Annotated in this window: 17 protein-coding genes; 5 read left to right on the plus strand and 12 right to left on the minus strand. The window is 61.2% G+C overall.

The window, feature by feature from the left end:
• Window positions 1-66 precede the first annotated feature (66 nt).
• Both AC3WMT_RS16055 and AC3WMT_RS16060 read right to left on the minus strand, forming a co-directional pair.
• Window positions 67-1,263 carry a class I SAM-dependent rRNA methyltransferase gene (locus AC3WMT_RS16055; RefSeq protein ID WP_007913577.1) on the minus strand — a complete coding sequence of 399 codons (1,197 nt, stop codon included), beginning with the start codon at window positions 1,261-1,263 and terminating at the stop codon, window positions 67-69.
• A gap of 239 nt (window positions 1,264-1,502) precedes the next feature.
• On the minus strand, window positions 1,503-2,042 hold the full coding sequence (locus AC3WMT_RS16060) for a type 1 glutamine amidotransferase domain-containing protein (protein ID WP_103304334.1): 540 nt from the start codon (window positions 2,040-2,042) through the stop codon (window positions 1,503-1,505).
• Between the two features lie 228 nt (window positions 2,043-2,270).
• Between AC3WMT_RS16060 and AC3WMT_RS16065 the strand changes: the two genes are divergently transcribed.
• The 3 genes from AC3WMT_RS16065 to AC3WMT_RS16075 all read left to right on the plus strand — a co-directional run bounded on the left by AC3WMT_RS16065 (window position 2,271) and on the right by AC3WMT_RS16075 (window position 4,301).
• Window positions 2,271-3,083 carry an HDOD domain-containing protein gene (locus AC3WMT_RS16065; protein WP_177431403.1) on the plus strand — a complete coding sequence of 271 codons (813 nt, stop codon included), beginning with the start codon at window positions 2,271-2,273 and terminating at the stop codon, window positions 3,081-3,083.
• Between the two features lie 12 nt (window positions 3,084-3,095).
• Window positions 3,096-3,908, plus strand: a complete 813-nt coding sequence (gene mutM, locus AC3WMT_RS16070) for a bifunctional DNA-formamidopyrimidine glycosylase/DNA-(apurinic or apyrimidinic site) lyase (protein WP_103304332.1) — start codon at window positions 3,096-3,098, stop codon at window positions 3,906-3,908.
• 69 nt (window positions 3,909-3,977) lie between these two features.
• Complete coding sequence (locus tag AC3WMT_RS16075; RefSeq protein ID WP_103304331.1) at window positions 3,978-4,301, plus strand: multidrug transporter; 324 nt, start codon at window positions 3,978-3,980, stop codon at window positions 4,299-4,301.
• A gap of 151 nt (window positions 4,302-4,452) precedes the next feature.
• Here AC3WMT_RS16075 and AC3WMT_RS16080 read toward each other — a convergent pair whose 3' ends face one another.
• The 5 genes from AC3WMT_RS16080 to AC3WMT_RS16100 form a co-directional block, all read right to left on the minus strand.
• Window positions 4,453-4,704 (minus strand): YfhL family 4Fe-4S dicluster ferredoxin, encoded by a 252-nt coding sequence (locus AC3WMT_RS16080; protein ID WP_003195146.1) that lies wholly within the window; start codon window positions 4,702-4,704, stop codon window positions 4,453-4,455.
• 161 nt (window positions 4,705-4,865) lie between these two features.
• Entirely contained in the window at window positions 4,866-5,345 is a 480-nt protein-coding gene (gene coaD / locus AC3WMT_RS16085; protein ID WP_003229157.1) for a pantetheine-phosphate adenylyltransferase, read from the minus strand.
• Between the two features lie 115 nt (window positions 5,346-5,460).
• Complete coding sequence (locus tag AC3WMT_RS16090) at window positions 5,461-7,056, minus strand: GMC family oxidoreductase (RefSeq protein WP_103304330.1); 1,596 nt, start codon at window positions 7,054-7,056, stop codon at window positions 5,461-5,463.
• A gap of 88 nt (window positions 7,057-7,144) precedes the next feature.
• Window positions 7,145-7,690, minus strand: a complete 546-nt coding sequence (locus AC3WMT_RS16095) for a twin-arginine translocation pathway signal protein (RefSeq protein ID WP_103304329.1) — start codon at window positions 7,688-7,690, stop codon at window positions 7,145-7,147.
• 32 nt (window positions 7,691-7,722) lie between these two features.
• A complete protein-coding gene (locus tag AC3WMT_RS16100) occupies window positions 7,723-9,153 on the minus strand; it encodes a coniferyl aldehyde dehydrogenase (RefSeq protein ID WP_103304328.1) in 1,431 nt (476 codons plus the stop codon).
• A gap of 146 nt (window positions 9,154-9,299) precedes the next feature.
• On the opposite strand from AC3WMT_RS16100, the gene AC3WMT_RS16105 reads away from it, so the two are divergent.
• The gene (locus tag AC3WMT_RS16105; protein WP_103304327.1) at window positions 9,300-9,971 is read left to right on the plus strand and encodes a TetR/AcrR family transcriptional regulator; all 672 of its coding nucleotides are present in this window, start codon (window positions 9,300-9,302) and stop codon (window positions 9,969-9,971) included.
• A gap of 32 nt (window positions 9,972-10,003) precedes the next feature.
• Window positions 10,004-10,858 (plus strand): sulfurtransferase, encoded by an 855-nt coding sequence (locus tag AC3WMT_RS16110; protein WP_103304326.1) that lies wholly within the window; start codon window positions 10,004-10,006, stop codon window positions 10,856-10,858.
• A 111-nt stretch (window positions 10,859-10,969) separates the two neighbouring features.
• On the opposite strand, the gene AC3WMT_RS16115 is transcribed toward AC3WMT_RS16110, so the two are convergent.
• The 5 genes from AC3WMT_RS16115 to AC3WMT_RS16135 form a co-directional block, all read right to left on the minus strand.
• A complete protein-coding gene (locus AC3WMT_RS16115; protein WP_103304377.1) occupies window positions 10,970-11,812 on the minus strand; it encodes an AraC family transcriptional regulator in 843 nt (280 codons plus the stop codon).
• Window positions 11,809-12,804: a hydrolase gene (locus tag AC3WMT_RS16120; RefSeq protein ID WP_103304325.1), complete on the minus strand. Its 996-nt coding sequence runs from the start codon at window positions 12,802-12,804 to the stop codon at window positions 11,809-11,811. The genes AC3WMT_RS16115 and AC3WMT_RS16120 overlap by 4 nt, the downstream gene beginning before the upstream one ends.
• A gap of 134 nt (window positions 12,805-12,938) precedes the next feature.
• Window positions 12,939-13,556: a 16S rRNA (guanine(966)-N(2))-methyltransferase RsmD gene (rsmD, locus tag AC3WMT_RS16125; protein WP_103304324.1), complete on the minus strand. Its 618-nt coding sequence runs from the start codon at window positions 13,554-13,556 to the stop codon at window positions 12,939-12,941.
• A complete protein-coding gene (locus AC3WMT_RS16130) occupies window positions 13,556-15,043 on the minus strand; it encodes a M16 family metallopeptidase (RefSeq protein WP_103304323.1) in 1,488 nt (495 codons plus the stop codon). The genes rsmD and AC3WMT_RS16130 overlap by 1 nt, the downstream gene beginning before the upstream one ends.
• Window positions 15,036-16,391 carry a M16 family metallopeptidase gene (locus AC3WMT_RS16135; RefSeq protein ID WP_103304322.1) on the minus strand — a complete coding sequence of 452 codons (1,356 nt, stop codon included), beginning with the start codon at window positions 16,389-16,391 and terminating at the stop codon, window positions 15,036-15,038. Before AC3WMT_RS16135 ends, AC3WMT_RS16130 begins: the two co-directional genes overlap by 8 nt.
• Window positions 16,392-16,687 lie beyond the last annotated feature (296 nt).

A 16,687-nucleotide genomic window follows, 5' to 3' on the forward strand; every position in this document is an offset into this window, starting at 1 on the left:
CCCTGACTGGCATGGGCTGGCGTAAAGCAAACGGGGAGCCTGCTGGCTCCCCGTCATCCGCATTGATCAGCTGTTTGGCAGCAGGCGGCAGGTGATGCTCTTGATGTAGCGGGTTTCGGCGATCGCCGGATGCACCGGGTGATCCGGGCCCTGACCGCCACGCTCAAGCAACTGGATATTGCGGTCCAGGTGACGGGCGCTGGTCAGCAGGATGTTCTGCAGATCGTCTTCCGGCAGGTGCATCGAGCACGAAGCGCTGACCAGGATGCCGTCCTTGTTGAGCAGGCGCATGGCTTGCTCGTTCAGGCGACGGTAGGCGCCTTCGCCGTTTTTCATGTCTTTCTTGCGTTTGATGAACGCCGGCGGGTCGGCCACGATCACGTCGAAGCGTTCTTCGCTGGCCTTCAGTTCTTTCAGGGCTTCGAAAACATCGCCTTCGATGCAGGTCATCTTGTCGGCGAAGCCGTTCAGTGCAGCGTTGCGCTCGACACCGTCGAGAGCGAAAGCCGAGGCATCGACGCAGAACACTTCGCTGGCGCCGAAAGCGGCAGCCTGCACGCCCCAGCCACCGATGTAGCTATAGAGGTCGAGGACGCGTTTGCCTTTGGCGTAAGGAGCCAGACGCGCGCGGTTCATGCGGTGGTCGTAGAACCAGCCGGTTTTCTGACCCTGGATGACCGGTGCTTCGAATTTCACGCCGTTCTCTTCCAGCGCGACCCACTCCGGCACCAGACCGAATACGGTTTCGACGTAACGGTTGAGGCCTTCGGCGTCACGGGCGGCGGAGTCGTTCTTGAACAGAATGCCGCTTGGCTTGAGCACTTGGGTCAGTGCGGCGATCACGTCATCTTTGTGCGCTTCCATGGTCGCCGAGGCGATCTGCACCACAAGAATGTCGCCGAAACGGTCGACAACCAGGCCCGGCAGCAGGTCGGAATCACCGTAGACCAGACGATAGAACGGCTTGTCGAACAAACGCTCGCGCAGGGACAGCGCGACGTTCAGGCGGTGCACCAACAGCGATTTGTCCAGCGCGACCTTGGTGTCACGCGACAGCAGGCGGGCGCAGATCAGGTTGTTCGGGCTCATCGCGACGATGCCCAGCGGCTTGCCGCCGGCGGCTTCGAGGATCGCCTGATCGCCGGCGTTGAAGCCGTGCAGTGGCGTGGCGGCCACATCGATTTCGTTGCTGTAGACCCACAGGTGACCGGCGCGCAGGCGACGGTCGGCGTTGGCTTTGAGGCGCAAGCTAGGCAGGGACATGACGTCGCTCCGGAAAAAAGAGCGGGAGTATACCGTGTTGCTCGGCACGATTGGCTGGTGAGTGGACATGTGGCGCGACAGCAATGGTGATAGGGCTTACCGGTGTCGAGGGGATTCATCCCCGACGGACGGCGCAGCCGTCGCACCTGTCTGACACGGTAAGCCTGATATCTCGCGCTGTCAGATTTGCGACTGCTGCGCAGCCGATCGGGGATAAATCCCCTCGCCACAAGGGCAGTTCAATCAGAGAGTGCGTCGATCAACTCTCGGCTGAACGCCGGAATATCATCCGGCTGGCGGCTGCTGATCAAGTGGCCATCTCTGACCACTTCCTGATCGACCCAGTTGGCCCCCGCATTCACCAGATCATCCTTGAGTGTCTTGTAGCTGGTGATGGTTTTGCCATTGACCAGCCCTGAAGAGATCAGCAACCAACTGCCATGGCAGATCACTGCAATCGGTTTGCCGGCCGAGGTGCCGGTCTTGACCAGATGCTGGGCATCCTGATCGATGCGGATCGTGTCGGAGTTCTGGACGCCACCGGGCAGCACGATCGCGTCATATTGCTCGCTGCTGGCGCCCTGGAAAGTCTGGTCGACGGTGAAGTCGTCCGCCGGTTTGTCGTGATGCCAGCCTTTAACCTTGCCGGCCTCGGCCGAGAGGATATCGACCTGCGCACCGGCCTCTTCCAGCGCTTGCTTGGGACCGGTCAATTCGACCTGTTCGAAACCATCGGTTACCAAAAAAGCGACGCGCTTGCCGTTGAGTGAAGTAGCCATCAATAAGCTCCTGAGTCTGTTGGAAATAGCCGCCCCAAGGGATCGAGATGAACCGCCGGGCATTACAGAGTCCGAAGCCAGGGCCTGAATGAAAGTTCCTGACAATTGCCCACTGGTGTGTCGTCTTGCGGTTTTTAGGGGTTAGAATCGCCGCCTGTCCCAGAGTGTGTACTTATGTCCCAAGAGCTGACCACCGAACAGATTCAACAATCCCTGCAGGGCATCAGCGTGCCCGCGCAGCCGCAGATCATGGTGGATCTGCAAATGGAGCAGTACATGCCCGACCCGGATCTGGAGGTGATCGCCAAGTTGATCGCCCAGGATCCCGGCCTGTCCGGCGCGCTGCTGAAAATCGTCAACTCGCCGTATTACGGCTTGAGCAACAAGATCACTTCGATCCAGCGCGCGGTAAACCTGCTGGGCAGCCGTTCGATCATCAACCTGATCAATGCCCAATCGATCAAGGGCGAGATGAACGACGACACCATCGTCACCCTCAATCGTTTCTGGGACACCGCGCAGGACGTGGCGATGACTTGCCTGACCCTGGCCAAGCGCATCGGCACTCAGGCGGGCGACGAGGCATACGCTCTCGGCCTGTTCCACGACTGCGGCGTACCGTTGATGTTGCAGCGGTTCCCCAATTACATGTCGGTACTGGAAAAGGCTTACGCCAATGCCAGCGCCGAATGCCGTGTGGTGGACACTGAAAACGCCGAGTTCAACACCAACCACGCTGTGGTCGGCTACTACACCGCCAAGTCCTGGCGCCTGCCGGAACATGTCAGCGCAGCGATCGCCAATCACCACAATGCTTTGGCGATCTTCAGCGATGAGTCGTCGCGCAACAGTCAGCTGAAAAACCTGTTGGCGATTCTCAAGATGGCCGAGCACATCTGCGCCTCGTATCGAGTGCTGGGCAATCAGACCGAAGATTTCGAATGGAACGCGGTGGGCCCGCTGGTACTCGATTACGTAGGGCTGTCGGACTACGACTTCGAAACCCTCAAACAAACTATCCGCGACCTCGGCGCGCATTGATTCGAGGACGTCATGCCTGAACTGCCGGAAGTTGAAACCACCCGCCGGGGCATTGCTCCGCATCTGGAAGGCCAGCGCGTCAGCCGGGTGATCGTGCGTGACCGGCGGCTGCGCTGGCCGATCCCGGAAGACCTCGATGTGCGACTTTCGGGGCAGCGCATCGTGTTGGTCGAGCGCCGGGCCAAGTATCTGTTGATCAATGCCGAGGTCGGCACGTTGATCAGCCATTTGGGCATGTCGGGCAATCTGCGTCTGGTCGAGGTCGGGTTGCCGGCGCTCAAGCATGAGCATGTCGATATCGAGCTGGAGTCGGGTCTGGCCCTGCGCTATACCGATCCGCGGCGGTTCGGCGCGATGTTGTGGAGCAATGATCCGCTCAATCACGAATTGCTGATTCGCCTCGGGCCGGAGCCGCTTACTGATCTGTTCGATGGCGAGCGGCTGTTCCAGCTGTCGCGCGGGCGTTCGATGGCGGTCAAGCCGTTCATCATGGACAACGCGGTGGTGGTCGGGGTCGGCAATATCTACGCGACGGAAGCGCTGTTTGCCGCCGGGATCGATCCGCGCCGCGAGGCCGGGGGCATTTCCCGGGCGCGCTATCTGAAGCTGGCCATCGAGATCAAGCGCATCCTCGCCGCCGCCATCGAGCGTGGCGGCACCACGTTGCGTGATTTCATCGGCGGCGACGGGCAGCCGGGGTATTTCCAGCAGGAACTGTTTGTCTACGGTCGTGGCGGTGAACACTGCAAGGTTTGCGGCACCGGTCTGCGCGAAGTGAAGCTGGGGCAACGCGCCAGTGTGTTCTGCCCGCGCTGCCAGACCTGAGGCAAAAGGCTGAAAAAGTCCTACGGTCTATAGTGAGTTGTCTCACTGTTCAGCCCGAAGGATCGTGCCATGAAATCCTTGCAAGTCCTCTTCGCAACACTGCTGCTGTGTTCCAGCCTGGTTGTTCAGGCCACGGAAAACGGCAGTGGTGATCCGCGTTACACCATTCAGAATCCACCGGCCTACGCCATGATCGGCGACTTGCTGATTGCCCGACCTCTATTGGTGGTGGCAACGGTGATTGGCGCGGGGGCGTTTATTGTGTCGCTGCCATTTACCGCGTTGGGTGGCGGGATTGGCGATGCAGGGCAGGCGCTGGTCGTGGACCCGGCGAGAGCGGCGTTTGTGCGGTGTCTGGGGTGTACGGGGGAGGGGTTTGAGCAGCGTGAGTGAGCTGCTCCGGAGTCAATGGTGTTTCTGATGGCCCAATCGCGGGCAAGCTCGCTCCCACAGGAATTTTGGTGTTTACACGGTTAGTGTTTCACCACGCAAACCTGTGGCAGCGGGCTTGCCCGCGATGGCGTCGGATCAGGCGCTGAAGGACTCAGGCCTTGCCGGTGATCTTGCGGTACTTCTCCATCAACTGTTCTTCAGTCTCCGGATGCGCTTCATCGAGCGGAATGCAATCCACCGGGCAGACCTGCTGGCACTGTGGTTCGTCGTAGTGGCCGACGCACTGGGTGCACAGGTTCGGGTCGATCACATAGATCTCTTCGCCTTGGGAGATGGCGGCGTTCGGGCACTCGGGTTCGCAGACGTCGCAGTTGATGCAATCGTCGGTAATGATCAGGGACATGCTAACTCCAGCCGGGGCGGCAGGCCCGGGCGCTATAAATCAATGCGCGCAATTGTGCCGCATTGGCGAGCGCAGTGCACGCGGGTGCGATCAAGGGCACGCGACTGCAATCCTTTAAAAGCAAAAGATCGTCTGATCGCAGCCCGAGCCTTTGGCAGCGCTTACTTCTTGAAGCGTAGGGTCAGGGCGTCGGCCACGGCCGGGTGGACGAACTTGCTGATATCGCCGCCCAGCGCGGCAATTTCCCGCACCAGCGTCGAAGAAATGAACGAATAACGCTCGGATGGCGTGAGAAACAGGCTCTCCACGTCCGGCGCCAACTGGCGGTTCATGTTGGCCAGCTGAAATTCGTATTCGAAGTCCGACACCGCACGCAAACCACGCAGGAACACGTTGGCATTCTGCTCTTTGGCGAAATGCGCAAGCAGCGTCGAGAAACCGACCACTTCCACGTTCGGCAGGTGTTTGGTGACCTCGCGAGCCAGTTCAACCCGTTGTTCCAGCGGGAACAGCGGGTTTTTCTTGGGGCTGGCGGCGACGGCAATGATCACATGGTCGAACAGGCGCGAGGCGCGTTCGACCAGATCGCCATGGCCCTTGGTAATAGGGTCGAAGGTACCTGGGTACAACACTCGGTTCATCGCGTCGTCCTGGCGGGAGTCCGTTGGGGAGTCGGATGGTATCGCAGCCGTCCCGGTCGGCCAAGTCGCCTGTTGGGTAAGAAAGCACTATAGACGAGGGGAATATTCTGCTTTTTCATGGATTTTTCAGCCGATCGGCGAGGGATGTCGCCAATTGTGCGGTCAGGCCATACACCGACAATTGCGGGTTGGCGCCGATGCTGGTGGGGAACAGCGAGCCGTCGTGGATCGACAGATTACTCAGTTGATGATGGCGACCGAGGCTGTCGGTGACCGCGGTTTTCGCGTCTTCGCCCATCGCACAGCCGCCCATGACGTGGGCGCTGCCCAGCCGCGTGCGGTACAACTCAAGGCTCAAACCATCGATCAGGCTGCGCGCCTCGGCCAGGGTTTTCACGTAATGCGCGTCGGCGTGCATCGGCAGCACCGCTTTGGCGCCGCCGGCAAACTGGATCTCGGCCATGCTGTGGAACGCACGGCGCAGGCCTTCCCAAGCGTACGGTGAAACCTGATAGTCGAGCACCGGCGAGCCGTCGCCGCGCAGTTCGACACTGCCACCGGGACTGTCCGGATGAAAGCCGTCGCGCAGTAGGGCCAGCATCGCGTGGGTGTGCGGCAGATCAGCCATGTGCTCGGCGTTCTGCTGGCCGAACCCACCGAGCAGGGTGGCCGCCAGCGCCGGGTGCAGCGGCGGCACTTCGAGTTTGTAGCCTATCGGCCCGGTGGCGCCGTCCTTCCACTGGAAATAGTCCGAGTAGATCGACTGCGGCGCACCGTAGAACGGGTTGATCACCTCGTCGAAGCGTCCAGCGGACATGTTCACCAAATGCAGGAAAGTGCGTTTACCCAGGCGTTGATGCGGGTCTGGCGCATCCGAGCGCAGCAGCAACGCCGGGCTGTTGATACCGCCGCCGGCCAGCACGTAGTGCCGCGCCTTGACGGTGATCTTGCGTCCGGTCGGCTCGACACAGCGCTCGTCCATCGCCACGCATTGCAGGCCGGAGATTTTGTCGCCGTTGATCAACAGCTTCTCCGCACGGGCCAGATAAAGCAGCTCGCCGCCCTTTTCCAGGGTTGCCGGAATGGTCGTGACCATCATCGATTGCTTGGCATTGGTCGGGCAGCCCATGCCGCAGTAACCAAGGTTCCAGCAGCCGCGCACGTTGCGCGGGATCACGTGCCAGCTGTAGCCGAGTTGCTCGCAGCCTTTACGGATCACGTCGTTGTTGGCGTTGGGCGGGACCATCCACGGTGCGACGCCGAGGCGCTGCTCCATTTTTTCGAACCACGGTGCCATCTCGGCAGGGCTGTGGCCTTTGACGTTGTGCTCTTTGGCCCAGTGTTCAAGGGTCGGTTCCGGCGTGCGGAAGCTCGATGTCCAGTTGATCAGTGTGGTGCCGCCCACTGCGCGGCCCTGCAGGATGGTGATCGCGCCGTCCTTGCTCATGCGGCCGATGCCTTCCTGATAGAGGCTGCTGTAGGCTTGATCTTCGAGCAGTTTGAAGTCGGTGCTGGTTTTCAGCGGGCCTTCTTCGATCAGCAGCACTTTATAGCCGGCGGCACTGAGGATTTCCGCCGTGGTCCCGCCACCGGCACCGCTGCCGATGATCGCGACGTCGGCTTCTAGGGTCAGATCGTCGCTGAGTTGGGCGCCGTTGTAGGTTTTCCAGCCTCGGGCGAGGCCTTCGCGGAACGGGTCGGGTACGGGCATCGATCAGGTTCTCTTTTATTATTCTGGATGCAGGGGTGGGGCAACTGGCGCATCGCGGGCAAGCCCGCTCCCACAGGGTTTGTGCTGTTCAGACGACAGGCGGGCCGGGGTAGCCGCAATGCGCCCAGGATTCGGTGCGGGTGTACCAGGCCATCAGCACCATTTGCTGCAAGGAGCTGTGACCCATGCGCAGCAGGCTCAACGAGCTGTTTTGCCAGCGGTCGAGGAAGTGGCGCATGGCTTCGGGGCTGGCGTTTTCCCAGCTGCCCCAGATGCCGGTCAGCGGTCCACGCGTCACGGCCATGCCGAGCACGTCAAACAGTTGCCGGGTGAGCTTGAGCATTTCCGGCGACAGATGATCGAGGCTGTAGTCCAGCGACTTGAGAGTGCCGTCGACGGCGCTCGGCATTTTCTCGGCCGCCACGGCGCCGTCGAGCATCACTGGAATCAGTGCGCGCAAAAACAGCAGATCGCCGTCGCGCAATGAAACGAAACCGTTGGCGGCGACGCTCGACGAACAGCCGCTGAGGCTGGCACCAAGGCCTGCGGTGGCAAGGAATGCCGTGGCGCCGAGGCTGAATTTCAGCAGGCCACGGCGCGACAGGGCAGGTGTATCGGTCAGGCTTGGGTGCATTGTTTTTATTACCCGGCGACGATGACGAAGGTTTAGCGAATGAACAGCTTCTGGATCAGTTTCTGAATGGATTTGCCGTAGGGCGGGTAAATCAGTCTGGCCGCGTTGAAGCGCTGTTTAACCAGCACGCCTTTGGCTTTGCTGAACGTCAGAAAGCCCTCGTGACCGTGGTAATGGCCCATGCCCGAAGCACCGATGCCGCCGAAGGGCATGTCGTCCTGCGCCACATGTAGCAGGGTGTCGTTCAGGCACACGCCGCCGGAATGGGTTTCGTGCAGGACGCGAGTCTGTTCGCGTTTGTCGTAGCCAAAGTAGTAAAGAGCCAGAGGACGTGGCCGCTGATTGATGTAAGCGAATGCCTGCTCCAGATCCCGGTACGGCACGATCGGCAGCAGCGGGCCGAAGATTTCGTCCTGCATCACTGTCATCTCGTCGCTGACGTTCAACAGCACACTGTGCGGCATGCGCCGGCCCTGACCCTGATCGAACAGCGGGATCAGCAGCGCGCCTTTGCTGGTGGCATCGCTGACGTAGCCGTTGAGCCGGGCCAATTGGCGTTCGTTGATGATTGCCGTGTAGTCCGGGTTGTCGGCGAGGGTCGGATAAAAACCCTGCACTGCCTGGCGATAGGCTTCGACGAAGCCGCCGACCCGGTCTTCCGGGACCAGCACGTAATCGGGTGCGACGCAGGTCTGCCCGGCGTTGAGGGTTTTGCCGAAGGCAATGCGCTCGGCCGCATCCTTGAGCGGCACATCGCGCGAGACGATGGCGGGCGACTTGCCGCCCAGTTCCAGGGTTACAGGCGTGAGGTTTTCTGCGGCGGCGCGCATCACATGCTTGCCGATGCTGGTGGCGCCGGTGAACAGCAGGTGATCGAAGCGCAAACGGGAAAACGCCACGCCAATATCGGCTTCGCCCAGCACCACGCAGACCAGATCTTCGGGGAAAATCCGCGCCAGCAGTTGTTTGAGCAACAGCCCGGTGGCGGGGGTCGATTCACTGAGTTTGAGCATTACCCGGTTGCCCGCCGCCAAGGCGCCGACCAGTGGGCCGATGGCCAGATACAGCGGGTAATTCCACGGCACGATGACGCCCACCACGCCCAATGGCTGGTAGACCACTTTCGCCGAGGCGGGCTGGAAAGCCATGCCGACCTTGCGCCGCGATGGCTTCATCCAGCCGTTGAGATGACGGCTGGCGTAGTGGATGCCGTGCAGGCTCGGCATCAGTTCGGCGAGCAGGGTTTCATCGGCGCTGCGGTGGCTGAAATCGGCGCTGATCGCCTCAATCAGGGCCTGACGTTCGTTGCTCAGCAAATCGCGCAATGCCTTGAGCCATTGCTGACGCTGGGCGGCGGGTGGCATCGGGTTGGCGGCGTATGCGGCCCGTTGTGCAGCGAACTGCCGATCGAGCTCTTCCAGTGGCTGTTGCAGCGTTTGCAGGTAGGCAATGTCGGCAGTCATGGTCGGCTCCGGATTTATTGTAGTGAGGAACTTTCTAGAGTCTATGCTCTAGAAAGTCAAATGACTTCCATGCACAGCAGTGTTTTATCCATTTCCGGTTAGGTCGTAAGATGCCCGTCAACGCACTCTGAATTAAAGCTCAAGCCATGGCCCCACGAATAAAAACCAGCGAGCGTATCGTGCTGAACAGCCTCGAGCTGTTCAATCAGCAGGGCGAACGCAGCATCAGCACCAATCACATTGCTGCCCACATGGAGATTTCTCCGGGCAACCTGTACTACCACTTCCCCAACAAGCAGGCGATCATCGCCGTGTTGTTCAGTGAGTACGAAAGCCTGGTCGACAGCTTCCTGCGCCCGCCACAGGGACGCGCCGCGACGGTCGAAGACAAGCGCTTCTACCTCAAGGAGCTGTTGTCGGCGATGTGGCGCTACCGCTTTCTGCACCGTGATCTGGAGCACCTGCTCGACAGCGATCCGGAGCTGGCCGCGCGTTATCGGCGTTTTTCCCAGCGCTGCGTGATCCAGGGTGCGGCGATCTACGAAGGTTTTGTCGCCGCCGGGATCCTCGAAATGGATCGCGTGCAGATCGAATCCCTGACCCTCAACGCCTGGATCATCCTGACGTCGTGGGTGCGCTTTCTGTGCACCACCCGGGAAAACTCCAACCACCTCAGCGAGCAAGCCATTAAACGTGGCGTGTATCAGGTGCTGGTACTGGAAGCCGGGTTCGTCACCGATCAGGCGCGCGAGCAGGTCAATGCGCTGTTCGAGGAGTTCTACGTGCCGCTGGCCCAGGCTCTCGAAGACGTGAAGTAAACCGTTCTGTTGAAATCCCACAGGAGCCCGTTATGCCGATTGCGCAACTGATCAGCCCCAACGCTCTGGATGCTCGCAAGGAGCAACCGGGGCTGGTGATTCTCGATTGTCGTTTTGCCCTCGAAGACCCGGACTACGGGCAGCGTAGCTACGCTGAAGGGCATATTGCCGGGGCGAGCTTCGCCGATCTCGAGCGTGATCTCAGCGGCAAAGTGGTCAAGGGCGTGACCGGGCGCCACCCGTTGCCGGAGCCGGCAGCGCTGATCGAGCGCTTGCAAGCCTGGGGCATCAATGCCGACAGCGACGTGGTTTTGTATGACGATGGCCCCGGTGCGTACGCGGCGCGTGCGTGGTGGTTGCTGGCATGGCTGGGCAAGCGTGACGGTGTGTTCATTCTCGATGGCGGGCTCAAGGCCTGGCATGCGGCGGGCCTGCCGCTGAGTCTGGATGCGCCGACGATCACGCGTGGAACCTTCAGTGGTCAGCCGGACATGTCTTTGCTGCTCAGCGCCGAACAATTGCAGCAGCGCCTCGGTCAACCGGCACTGACTTTGATCGATGCCCGAGCCTTGCCGCGCTTCAAGGGCGAAGTCGAGCCGATCGACCCGGTTGCCGGGCACATTCCCGGTGCTCAATGTGCGGCGTTTACTGACAACCTCGGGAGTGATGGCCGGTTTCTGCCGGCGGAGCAACTAAAGCAGCGCTTTGCCGCCAGACTGGGTGATCGCTCGCCAGCGGATCTGGTGGCGTATTGCGGCTCCGGTGTGACGGCGTGTCACAACTTGTTTGCGTTGTGTCTGGCGGGTTATCCGTTGGGTTCGCTGTACGCCGGGTCGTGGAGCGAGTGGATCAACGAGCCTTCGCGCGGTATCGCCACGGGCGAATAAACACGGCAAATCCTCTCTGTGGGAGTGAGCCTGTTCGCTAATGCATCGGATCAGTCGACATCAATGTTGAATGAACGAGCGCTTTCGCGAGCAGGCTCGCTCCCATATGGGCTATGCGGTGTCTGGGGAAATCTGCCGGGCACTGCGATAAGCCGCCGGCCCCACGCCATAAACCTGCTTGAACTGCCGGCTCAGGTGACTCTGATCGGCAAACCCCAACTGCAGGGCGACCTCCACGGGTAAACATCCACTTTGCAGCAACCCCCGGGCCGTGGCGATGCGTTGCTGCATCAACCAGGTATGCGGCGGCATGCCGGTGGCACGGCGGAACACCCGGGCGAAGTGAAAAGGCGACAGATTGACCGCCGCCGCCAATTCTTCGAGCGATGGCGGCGCCGCCAGCTGTGCGTGCAGGAGTTCCTTGGCGCGCACCACCGACCGGTGTTCCTTGCCGGGTTTGCCGGGGATCCGCACGGCAGCGTGACGTTGTAGCAGCAAAATCATCATTTCGCGCCACACGGTTTGCTGCTGCAACGCCGTGGGCGGATTTTCCAGCAAACGGTGCAGCTGACAGAAGCCGTTGACCAGGTCCGGGTCGCGGTACAGCGTTTCGCCAAAGGCGGGCATCGGCGCGCTGGGCAATTCCAGTTCATCCAGCAACGCCCTGACTTTGCCTGTGTCGGGATAAAACGCCCGGTACAGCCAGCCGTTCTCGGTGCCCTTGTGGCCGGTGTGCAATTCGTCCGGATTGATCAACACCAGCGTGCCGCTGCCCGCCAGATGTTCAGCGCCGCGATAGCGATAACGCTGAGCGCCGGCCATGATCATGCCGATCACGTAGCCATCGTGAACGTGCGGGGCAAAGCGTTGTTCGATGTAGCGTGCCGACAGCAGTTCGACTCCGGCCAGCGGCGTGGTTTGCCAGAAACGGATCGACTCGCCCTGATCGTTCATGACGTCAGGCGTGCCAGCCATTGCGGGATGCGCCGTTCCAGGTAATAACCCGGCTGACGCAGCGAACCCTCGACGAAGCCGACGTGTCCGCCGCGAGTCTGCAATTCGAATTCGGTGCACTCCGACAGCTCGCTGGCTTGCGGCAGGCTGTGCGGGAATACGAACGGATCGTCCGCTGCCTGAATGATCAGGGTCGGCGTGCGGATTTCGCCGAGAAAGTAACGGCTCGAGGCGCGGCGGTAGTAATCCTCGGCATCGGTGAAACCGTGAAGCGGCGCCGTCACCCGGCCATCGAAGTCCCAGAACGTGCGCATGTTCTCCAGCGAACCGAGCGCCGCCAGCGCGGCGAGGCCATCGTCGCGTCCGTCATGCTGGAACTGACGTTGCTTGTTCTTGATGTAAGCGACCATCTCGCGCATGAAGTGCGCCTGATAGACCTTGGAAAACCCTTGGCCGATGCGGTCGGCGCATTGGTCGAGGCGAAACGGCACCGACACCGCCACCGCGCCGAGCACACCACTGGCGCTGCCGGTTTCCCCCAGATGCTTGAGCAGTACGTTGCCGCCCAGGGAATAACCGACGGCATACAGTGGCGCCAACGGACGTTTGGCGCGCAGGTGGCGAATGGCTTCAGCGAGGTCTTCGCTGGCGCCGGAGTGGTAGCTGCGCGGCAACAGATTCGGTTCGCCCGAACAGCCGCGCCAGTTCAACGCGACGCTGGCCCAGCCTTGATCGGCCAAAGCCTTTTGGACACCTGCCACGTAGGGCGAATTGGAAGAGCCAGTCAGCCCGTGTAGCACCAACACCAGCGGTGCGTCGGCGCTATGCGGGCCGTGCCAGTCAAGATCAAGGAAGTCGCCGTCGTCGAGCCAAAGCCGTTCGCGCTCGCGCTCAAGGTGAACGGTTTTGCGCCACAGCGGGCCCCACAAGGTTTGCAAGTGCGGATTGCCGAGGCCGAAGGCAGGAATGAAGCGTTCTGACGAAGGGGGCACGATGGTTCTCGATGCACTTTGTGGCGAGGGAGCTTGCTCCCGCTGGACTGCGCAGCAGGCCTCGCTTCTGAAATAAGGGCCGCTTCGCGACCCAGCGGGAGCAAGCTCCCTCGCCACAGGTTTCTCGCAAACTTTTAGTTAACGGCTATCTCTGCCGTGCGTTGCCACAGCGCGTAATAAACGCGTCCGGACTTCTGCTCGCGGTGCAGGCGCCAGTTGCCCGGAAGATCCAGCGTCGAAGGCGCGGTTTCGCTTTCAGTGTAGATCCACGAGTCGGGCGCCAGCCACTGACGCTCTTCAAGCAGAGTGCAAACCGCCGGCAGCAGGTTCTGGTTGAACGGCGGGTCCAGGAACACCAGGTCAAACGGCGTGGCAACTTGCGTTTCCAGATAGCGCAGGGCGTCAGCGGTCTGCACCTGCCCGTTGGTGCAGCGTAGCGTGCCGAGGTGTTCTTTCAGGCTGGACACCGCAATGTTGCTGGCGTCCAGCGCCTGACCCATGGCCGCGCCACGGGACAGCGCTTCGAGAAACAGCGCGCCGCTGCCGGCGAACGGGTCGAGCACCTTGGCCCCTTCAACGTAGGGCGCGAGCCAGTTGAACAGGGTTTCACGCACACGATCCGGCGTCGGACGCAGGCCCGGCGCATCGGGGAAGCTCAGCTTGCGGCTGCGCCATTGGCCGCCAATGATGCGCAACTGGTTCACACCGTTGTGAACGTTGTGCGCAGGTTTTTTTGGGGAACGAGTCGCCATTAATGCTCCGGAACCCCGAGCGGTTGCTCGGCAGGTTTATCAGATGGGGCCGGTAACGGCTTTTGCGGCACGGTCGGGCCAGCGCTGACGATGACCATTTTGTCCGTGCTCAGGTGTTTGTTCATCGCGTCTTTGACCTGCTCGACGGTCAGGCTCTGGGACTGACGCATGAAGTCGTCCAGATAGCTCAGCGGCAGATTATAGAAACCCATGGCGCCGAGCTGGCCAACGATGTCGGCGTTGCTCGCGGTGGACAGCGGGAAGCTGCCAGCGAGTTCGCGTTTGGCGTCGTCGAGTTCTTTTTGCGTCGGGCCGGTTTTCAGGTAGTCGGCGAGTACGTCCTGCACCAGTTTCAGGGTGCCTTCGCTCATTTCCGCGCGGGTCTGCAGGTTGATCATGAACGGACCGCGAGCCTGCATCGGGCTGAACCCGGAATACACGCCATAGGCCAGGCCGCGCTTCTCGCGCACTTCACTCATCAAACGCGTACCGAAACCGCCGCCGCCGAGGATCTGGTTACCCATCGACAAGGCGGCGTAGTCCGGGTCGTCGCGGTCGATGCCCAGTTGCGCGATCATCAGGTTGGTTTGCTTGGACGGGAACTCGATGTGACCGATGCTGGCCTGCGGATCCTGCGGCTGGGCGATTTTCGCCAGCGCCGGGCCTTTCGGCAGGGCGGCGGACACCTGACTGGCAATCGCCTCGGCATCGGCGCGGGACAAGTCGCCCACCAGCGCGATCACCACGTTGCCAGCAGCGTAAGCCTTGGCATGGAACTCACGCAGTTGCGCGAGGGTGATTTTCGGCACGCTTTGCGCGTTGCCATCGCTGGAATGCGCATATGGGTGATCGCCATACAGACGCTTCATCAGCTCGAGGCTGGCGAGTTTGCCGGGGTTCTGTTTCTGGTATTCGAAACCGGCGAGCATCTGGTTCTTGATGCGCGCGAACGAATCGGCCGGGAAGGTCGGTTTGCCGACCACCTCCGAGAACAGCTTCAAGGCCGGTTCACGCTGGTCGACAGCACTCAGGCTACGCAGCGATGCCAGCGCCATGTCCTTGAAGGCACCGTTGCCGAAATCCGCGCCGAGGCCTTCAAAGCCCTGGGCGATGGCGCCGACGTCCTTGCCGGCGACACCTTCGTTGAGCATCGCGTTGGTCAGCACCGCGAGCCCCGGCGCATTGCCGTCCTGGCTGCTGCCGGCGGCGAAGATCAGGCGCATGTCGAACATCGGCAGCTCATGCGCTTCGACGAACAGCACCTTGGCGCCTTCGGCGGTGTTCCAGGTCTGTACGTCGAGCTTGCGGCTGGCCGGCGCCTTGCCGTCGAGTTCGGCCAGCGATTGCAGCTTCTGGCTGGTCTTGGCGTTATCCAGCGCTTCACTGGCGTTGGTGTTAGCGCCTGGGGTCAGATAGAACGCGGCGGAGCCGATCACGGCGACCGCGATCAGACCAAGCAACAGGCGTGGGGTTTTGCGCTCACTCATGAGTCGTCTCCAGTGGCAGGACGTGGGCGACGCTGAGACGTTCGCGGGTGAAATACAGCTTGGCGGCATTCTGGATATCTTGCGGGGTCACGCTTTCCAGATCGGCGAGTTCGGTGTCCATCAGTTTCCACGACAGGCCGACAGTCTCCAGTTGGCCAATGGCAGTGGCCTGACTGGTGATCGAGTCACGCTCGTAGACCAGACCGGCAATCACTTGTGCACGTACGCGCTCAAGCTCTGCGGCGGAGGGGGCTGTGGTTTTCAACTGATCGAGCAGCTTCCACAGACCGGCCTCGGCTTGCGCCATGGTCTTTTTCTTCTGGGTATTCGGTGTGGCCGAAAGGGTAAACAGGCTGTCGCCGCGCGTGTAGGCGTCGTAGCTCGACGAACCACCGGACACCAGTTCTTCGCCGCGCTCCAACTGCGTCGGGATGCGCCCGCTGTAGCCGCCGTCGAGCAGTGCCGAGATCAGGCGCAGAGCGTTGACCGAGCGTTTGTCTTCAGCGGTGGCGATGCTCGGCACGTTGAAACCGAGCATCAGGCTAGGCAGTTGCGTCTGCACGTGCAGGGTGATCTGGCGTTCGCCGGGCTCGGCCAGTTCCAGTGGTTGCTTCGCCGGTGGCACGTCGCGCTTGGCGATCGGGCCGAAGTAGCACTGGGCGAGGGTTTTCACTTCGTCCGGGGTGACGTCACCGACCACCACCAGGGTGGCGTTGTTCGGCACGTACCAGGACTGATACCAGTGGCGCAGCTCTTCGACTTTCATCCGGTCGAGGTCGGCCATCCAGCCGATGGTCGGCGTGTGGTAGCCGCTGGCCGGGTAGGCCATGGCCTTGTAGCGCTCGTAAGCTTTGGACATCGGCTTGTCATCAGTGCGCAGACGGCGCTCTTCCTTGATGACTTCGATTTCCTTGGCGAACTCGTCGGCCGGCAGGCGCAGGTTGGCCATACGGTCGGCTTCCAGTTCGAAGGCCACGCCCAGACGATCGCGGGCCAGTACCTGGTAATAAGCGGTGAAGTCGTCGCTGGTGAAGGCGTTTTCTTCGGCACCCAGATCACGCAGGATCAGCGAAGCTTCGCCGGGACCGACTTTTTCGCTGCCCTTGAACATCATGTGCTCAAGCGCATGGGACAGACCGGTCTGGCCCGGGGTTTCGTAGCTGGAACCGACCTTGTACCAGACCTGCGACACCACTACCGGCGCGCGATGGTCTTCGCGCACGACAACCTTCAAACCGTTGTCGAGGGTGAATTCGTGAGTCGGTTGCGGGTCGGCCGCCAGGGCCGAAAGGGGCAGGCAGACTGTGCTGAGCAGCAGGCCTGCAGCGCGGCGGGCTAGAGCATTCATTCGTTTTTTAACCTGTTGAGCTGCCCGCTTGGTCTTAGCGTCGGCGGGCGAGAGGGTGCTAGGATACTGATCCGTTTTACTGGCGGCCACGCCTATCAAGCCATTGATCGGTCGATAGGTTGTATGGGTTACCGGCAGAAGCTTTGAGTTTCTCAGCTAAACTCTGCGTTTTCGCCGAAGATGCCGTTCCAGTCCTTCGTAATAATCGACCTTTGAGGTGCCTTTGGCGCCTCGACAAAATGTTGCGCGTGAACAAGCTGGGTGAAACACAGTCTGTTCTGCATCGAATATTTATT

Source organism: Pseudomonas sp. FW305-7 (genome assembly GCF_058786735.1).

What these genes read in the sequence shown, in the direction of transcription:
- AC3WMT_RS16055 (WP_007913577.1), bottom strand. Translation starts at nt 1,263, where the DNA reads ATGTCCCTGCCTAGCTTGCGCCTCAAAGCCAACGCCGACCGTCGCCTG.
- AC3WMT_RS16060 (WP_103304334.1), bottom strand. Translation starts at nt 2,042, where the DNA reads ATGGCTACTTCACTCAACGGCAAGCGCGTCGCTTTTTTGGTAACCGAT.
- mutM (WP_103304332.1), top strand. Translation starts at nt 3,096, where the DNA reads ATGCCTGAACTGCCGGAAGTTGAAACCACCCGCCGGGGCATTGCTCCG.
- AC3WMT_RS16075 (WP_103304331.1), top strand. Translation starts at nt 3,978, where the DNA reads ATGAAATCCTTGCAAGTCCTCTTCGCAACACTGCTGCTGTGTTCCAGC.
- AC3WMT_RS16080 (WP_003195146.1), bottom strand. Translation starts at nt 4,704, where the DNA reads ATGTCCCTGATCATTACCGACGATTGCATCAACTGCGACGTCTGCGAA.
- coaD (WP_003229157.1), bottom strand. Translation starts at nt 5,345, where the DNA reads ATGAACCGAGTGTTGTACCCAGGTACCTTCGACCCTATTACCAAGGGC.
- AC3WMT_RS16090 (WP_103304330.1), bottom strand. Translation starts at nt 7,056, where the DNA reads ATGCCCGTACCCGACCCGTTCCGCGAAGGCCTCGCCCGAGGCTGGAAA.
- AC3WMT_RS16095 (WP_103304329.1), bottom strand. Translation starts at nt 7,690, where the DNA reads ATGCACCCAAGCCTGACCGATACACCTGCCCTGTCGCGCCGTGGCCTG.
- AC3WMT_RS16100 (WP_103304328.1), bottom strand. Translation starts at nt 9,153, where the DNA reads ATGACTGCCGACATTGCCTACCTGCAAACGCTGCAACAGCCACTGGAA.
- AC3WMT_RS16105 (WP_103304327.1), top strand. Translation starts at nt 9,300, where the DNA reads ATGGCCCCACGAATAAAAACCAGCGAGCGTATCGTGCTGAACAGCCTC.
- AC3WMT_RS16110 (WP_103304326.1), top strand. Translation starts at nt 10,004, where the DNA reads ATGCCGATTGCGCAACTGATCAGCCCCAACGCTCTGGATGCTCGCAAG.
- AC3WMT_RS16115 (WP_103304377.1), bottom strand. Translation starts at nt 11,812, where the DNA reads ATGAACGATCAGGGCGAGTCGATCCGTTTCTGGCAAACCACGCCGCTG.
- rsmD (WP_103304324.1), bottom strand. Translation starts at nt 13,556, where the DNA reads ATGGCGACTCGTTCCCCAAAAAAACCTGCGCACAACGTTCACAACGGT.
- AC3WMT_RS16130 (WP_103304323.1), bottom strand. Translation starts at nt 15,043, where the DNA reads ATGAGTGAGCGCAAAACCCCACGCCTGTTGCTTGGTCTGATCGCGGTC.
- AC3WMT_RS16135 (WP_103304322.1), bottom strand. Translation starts at nt 16,391, where the DNA reads ATGAATGCTCTAGCCCGCCGCGCTGCAGGCCTGCTGCTCAGCACAGTC.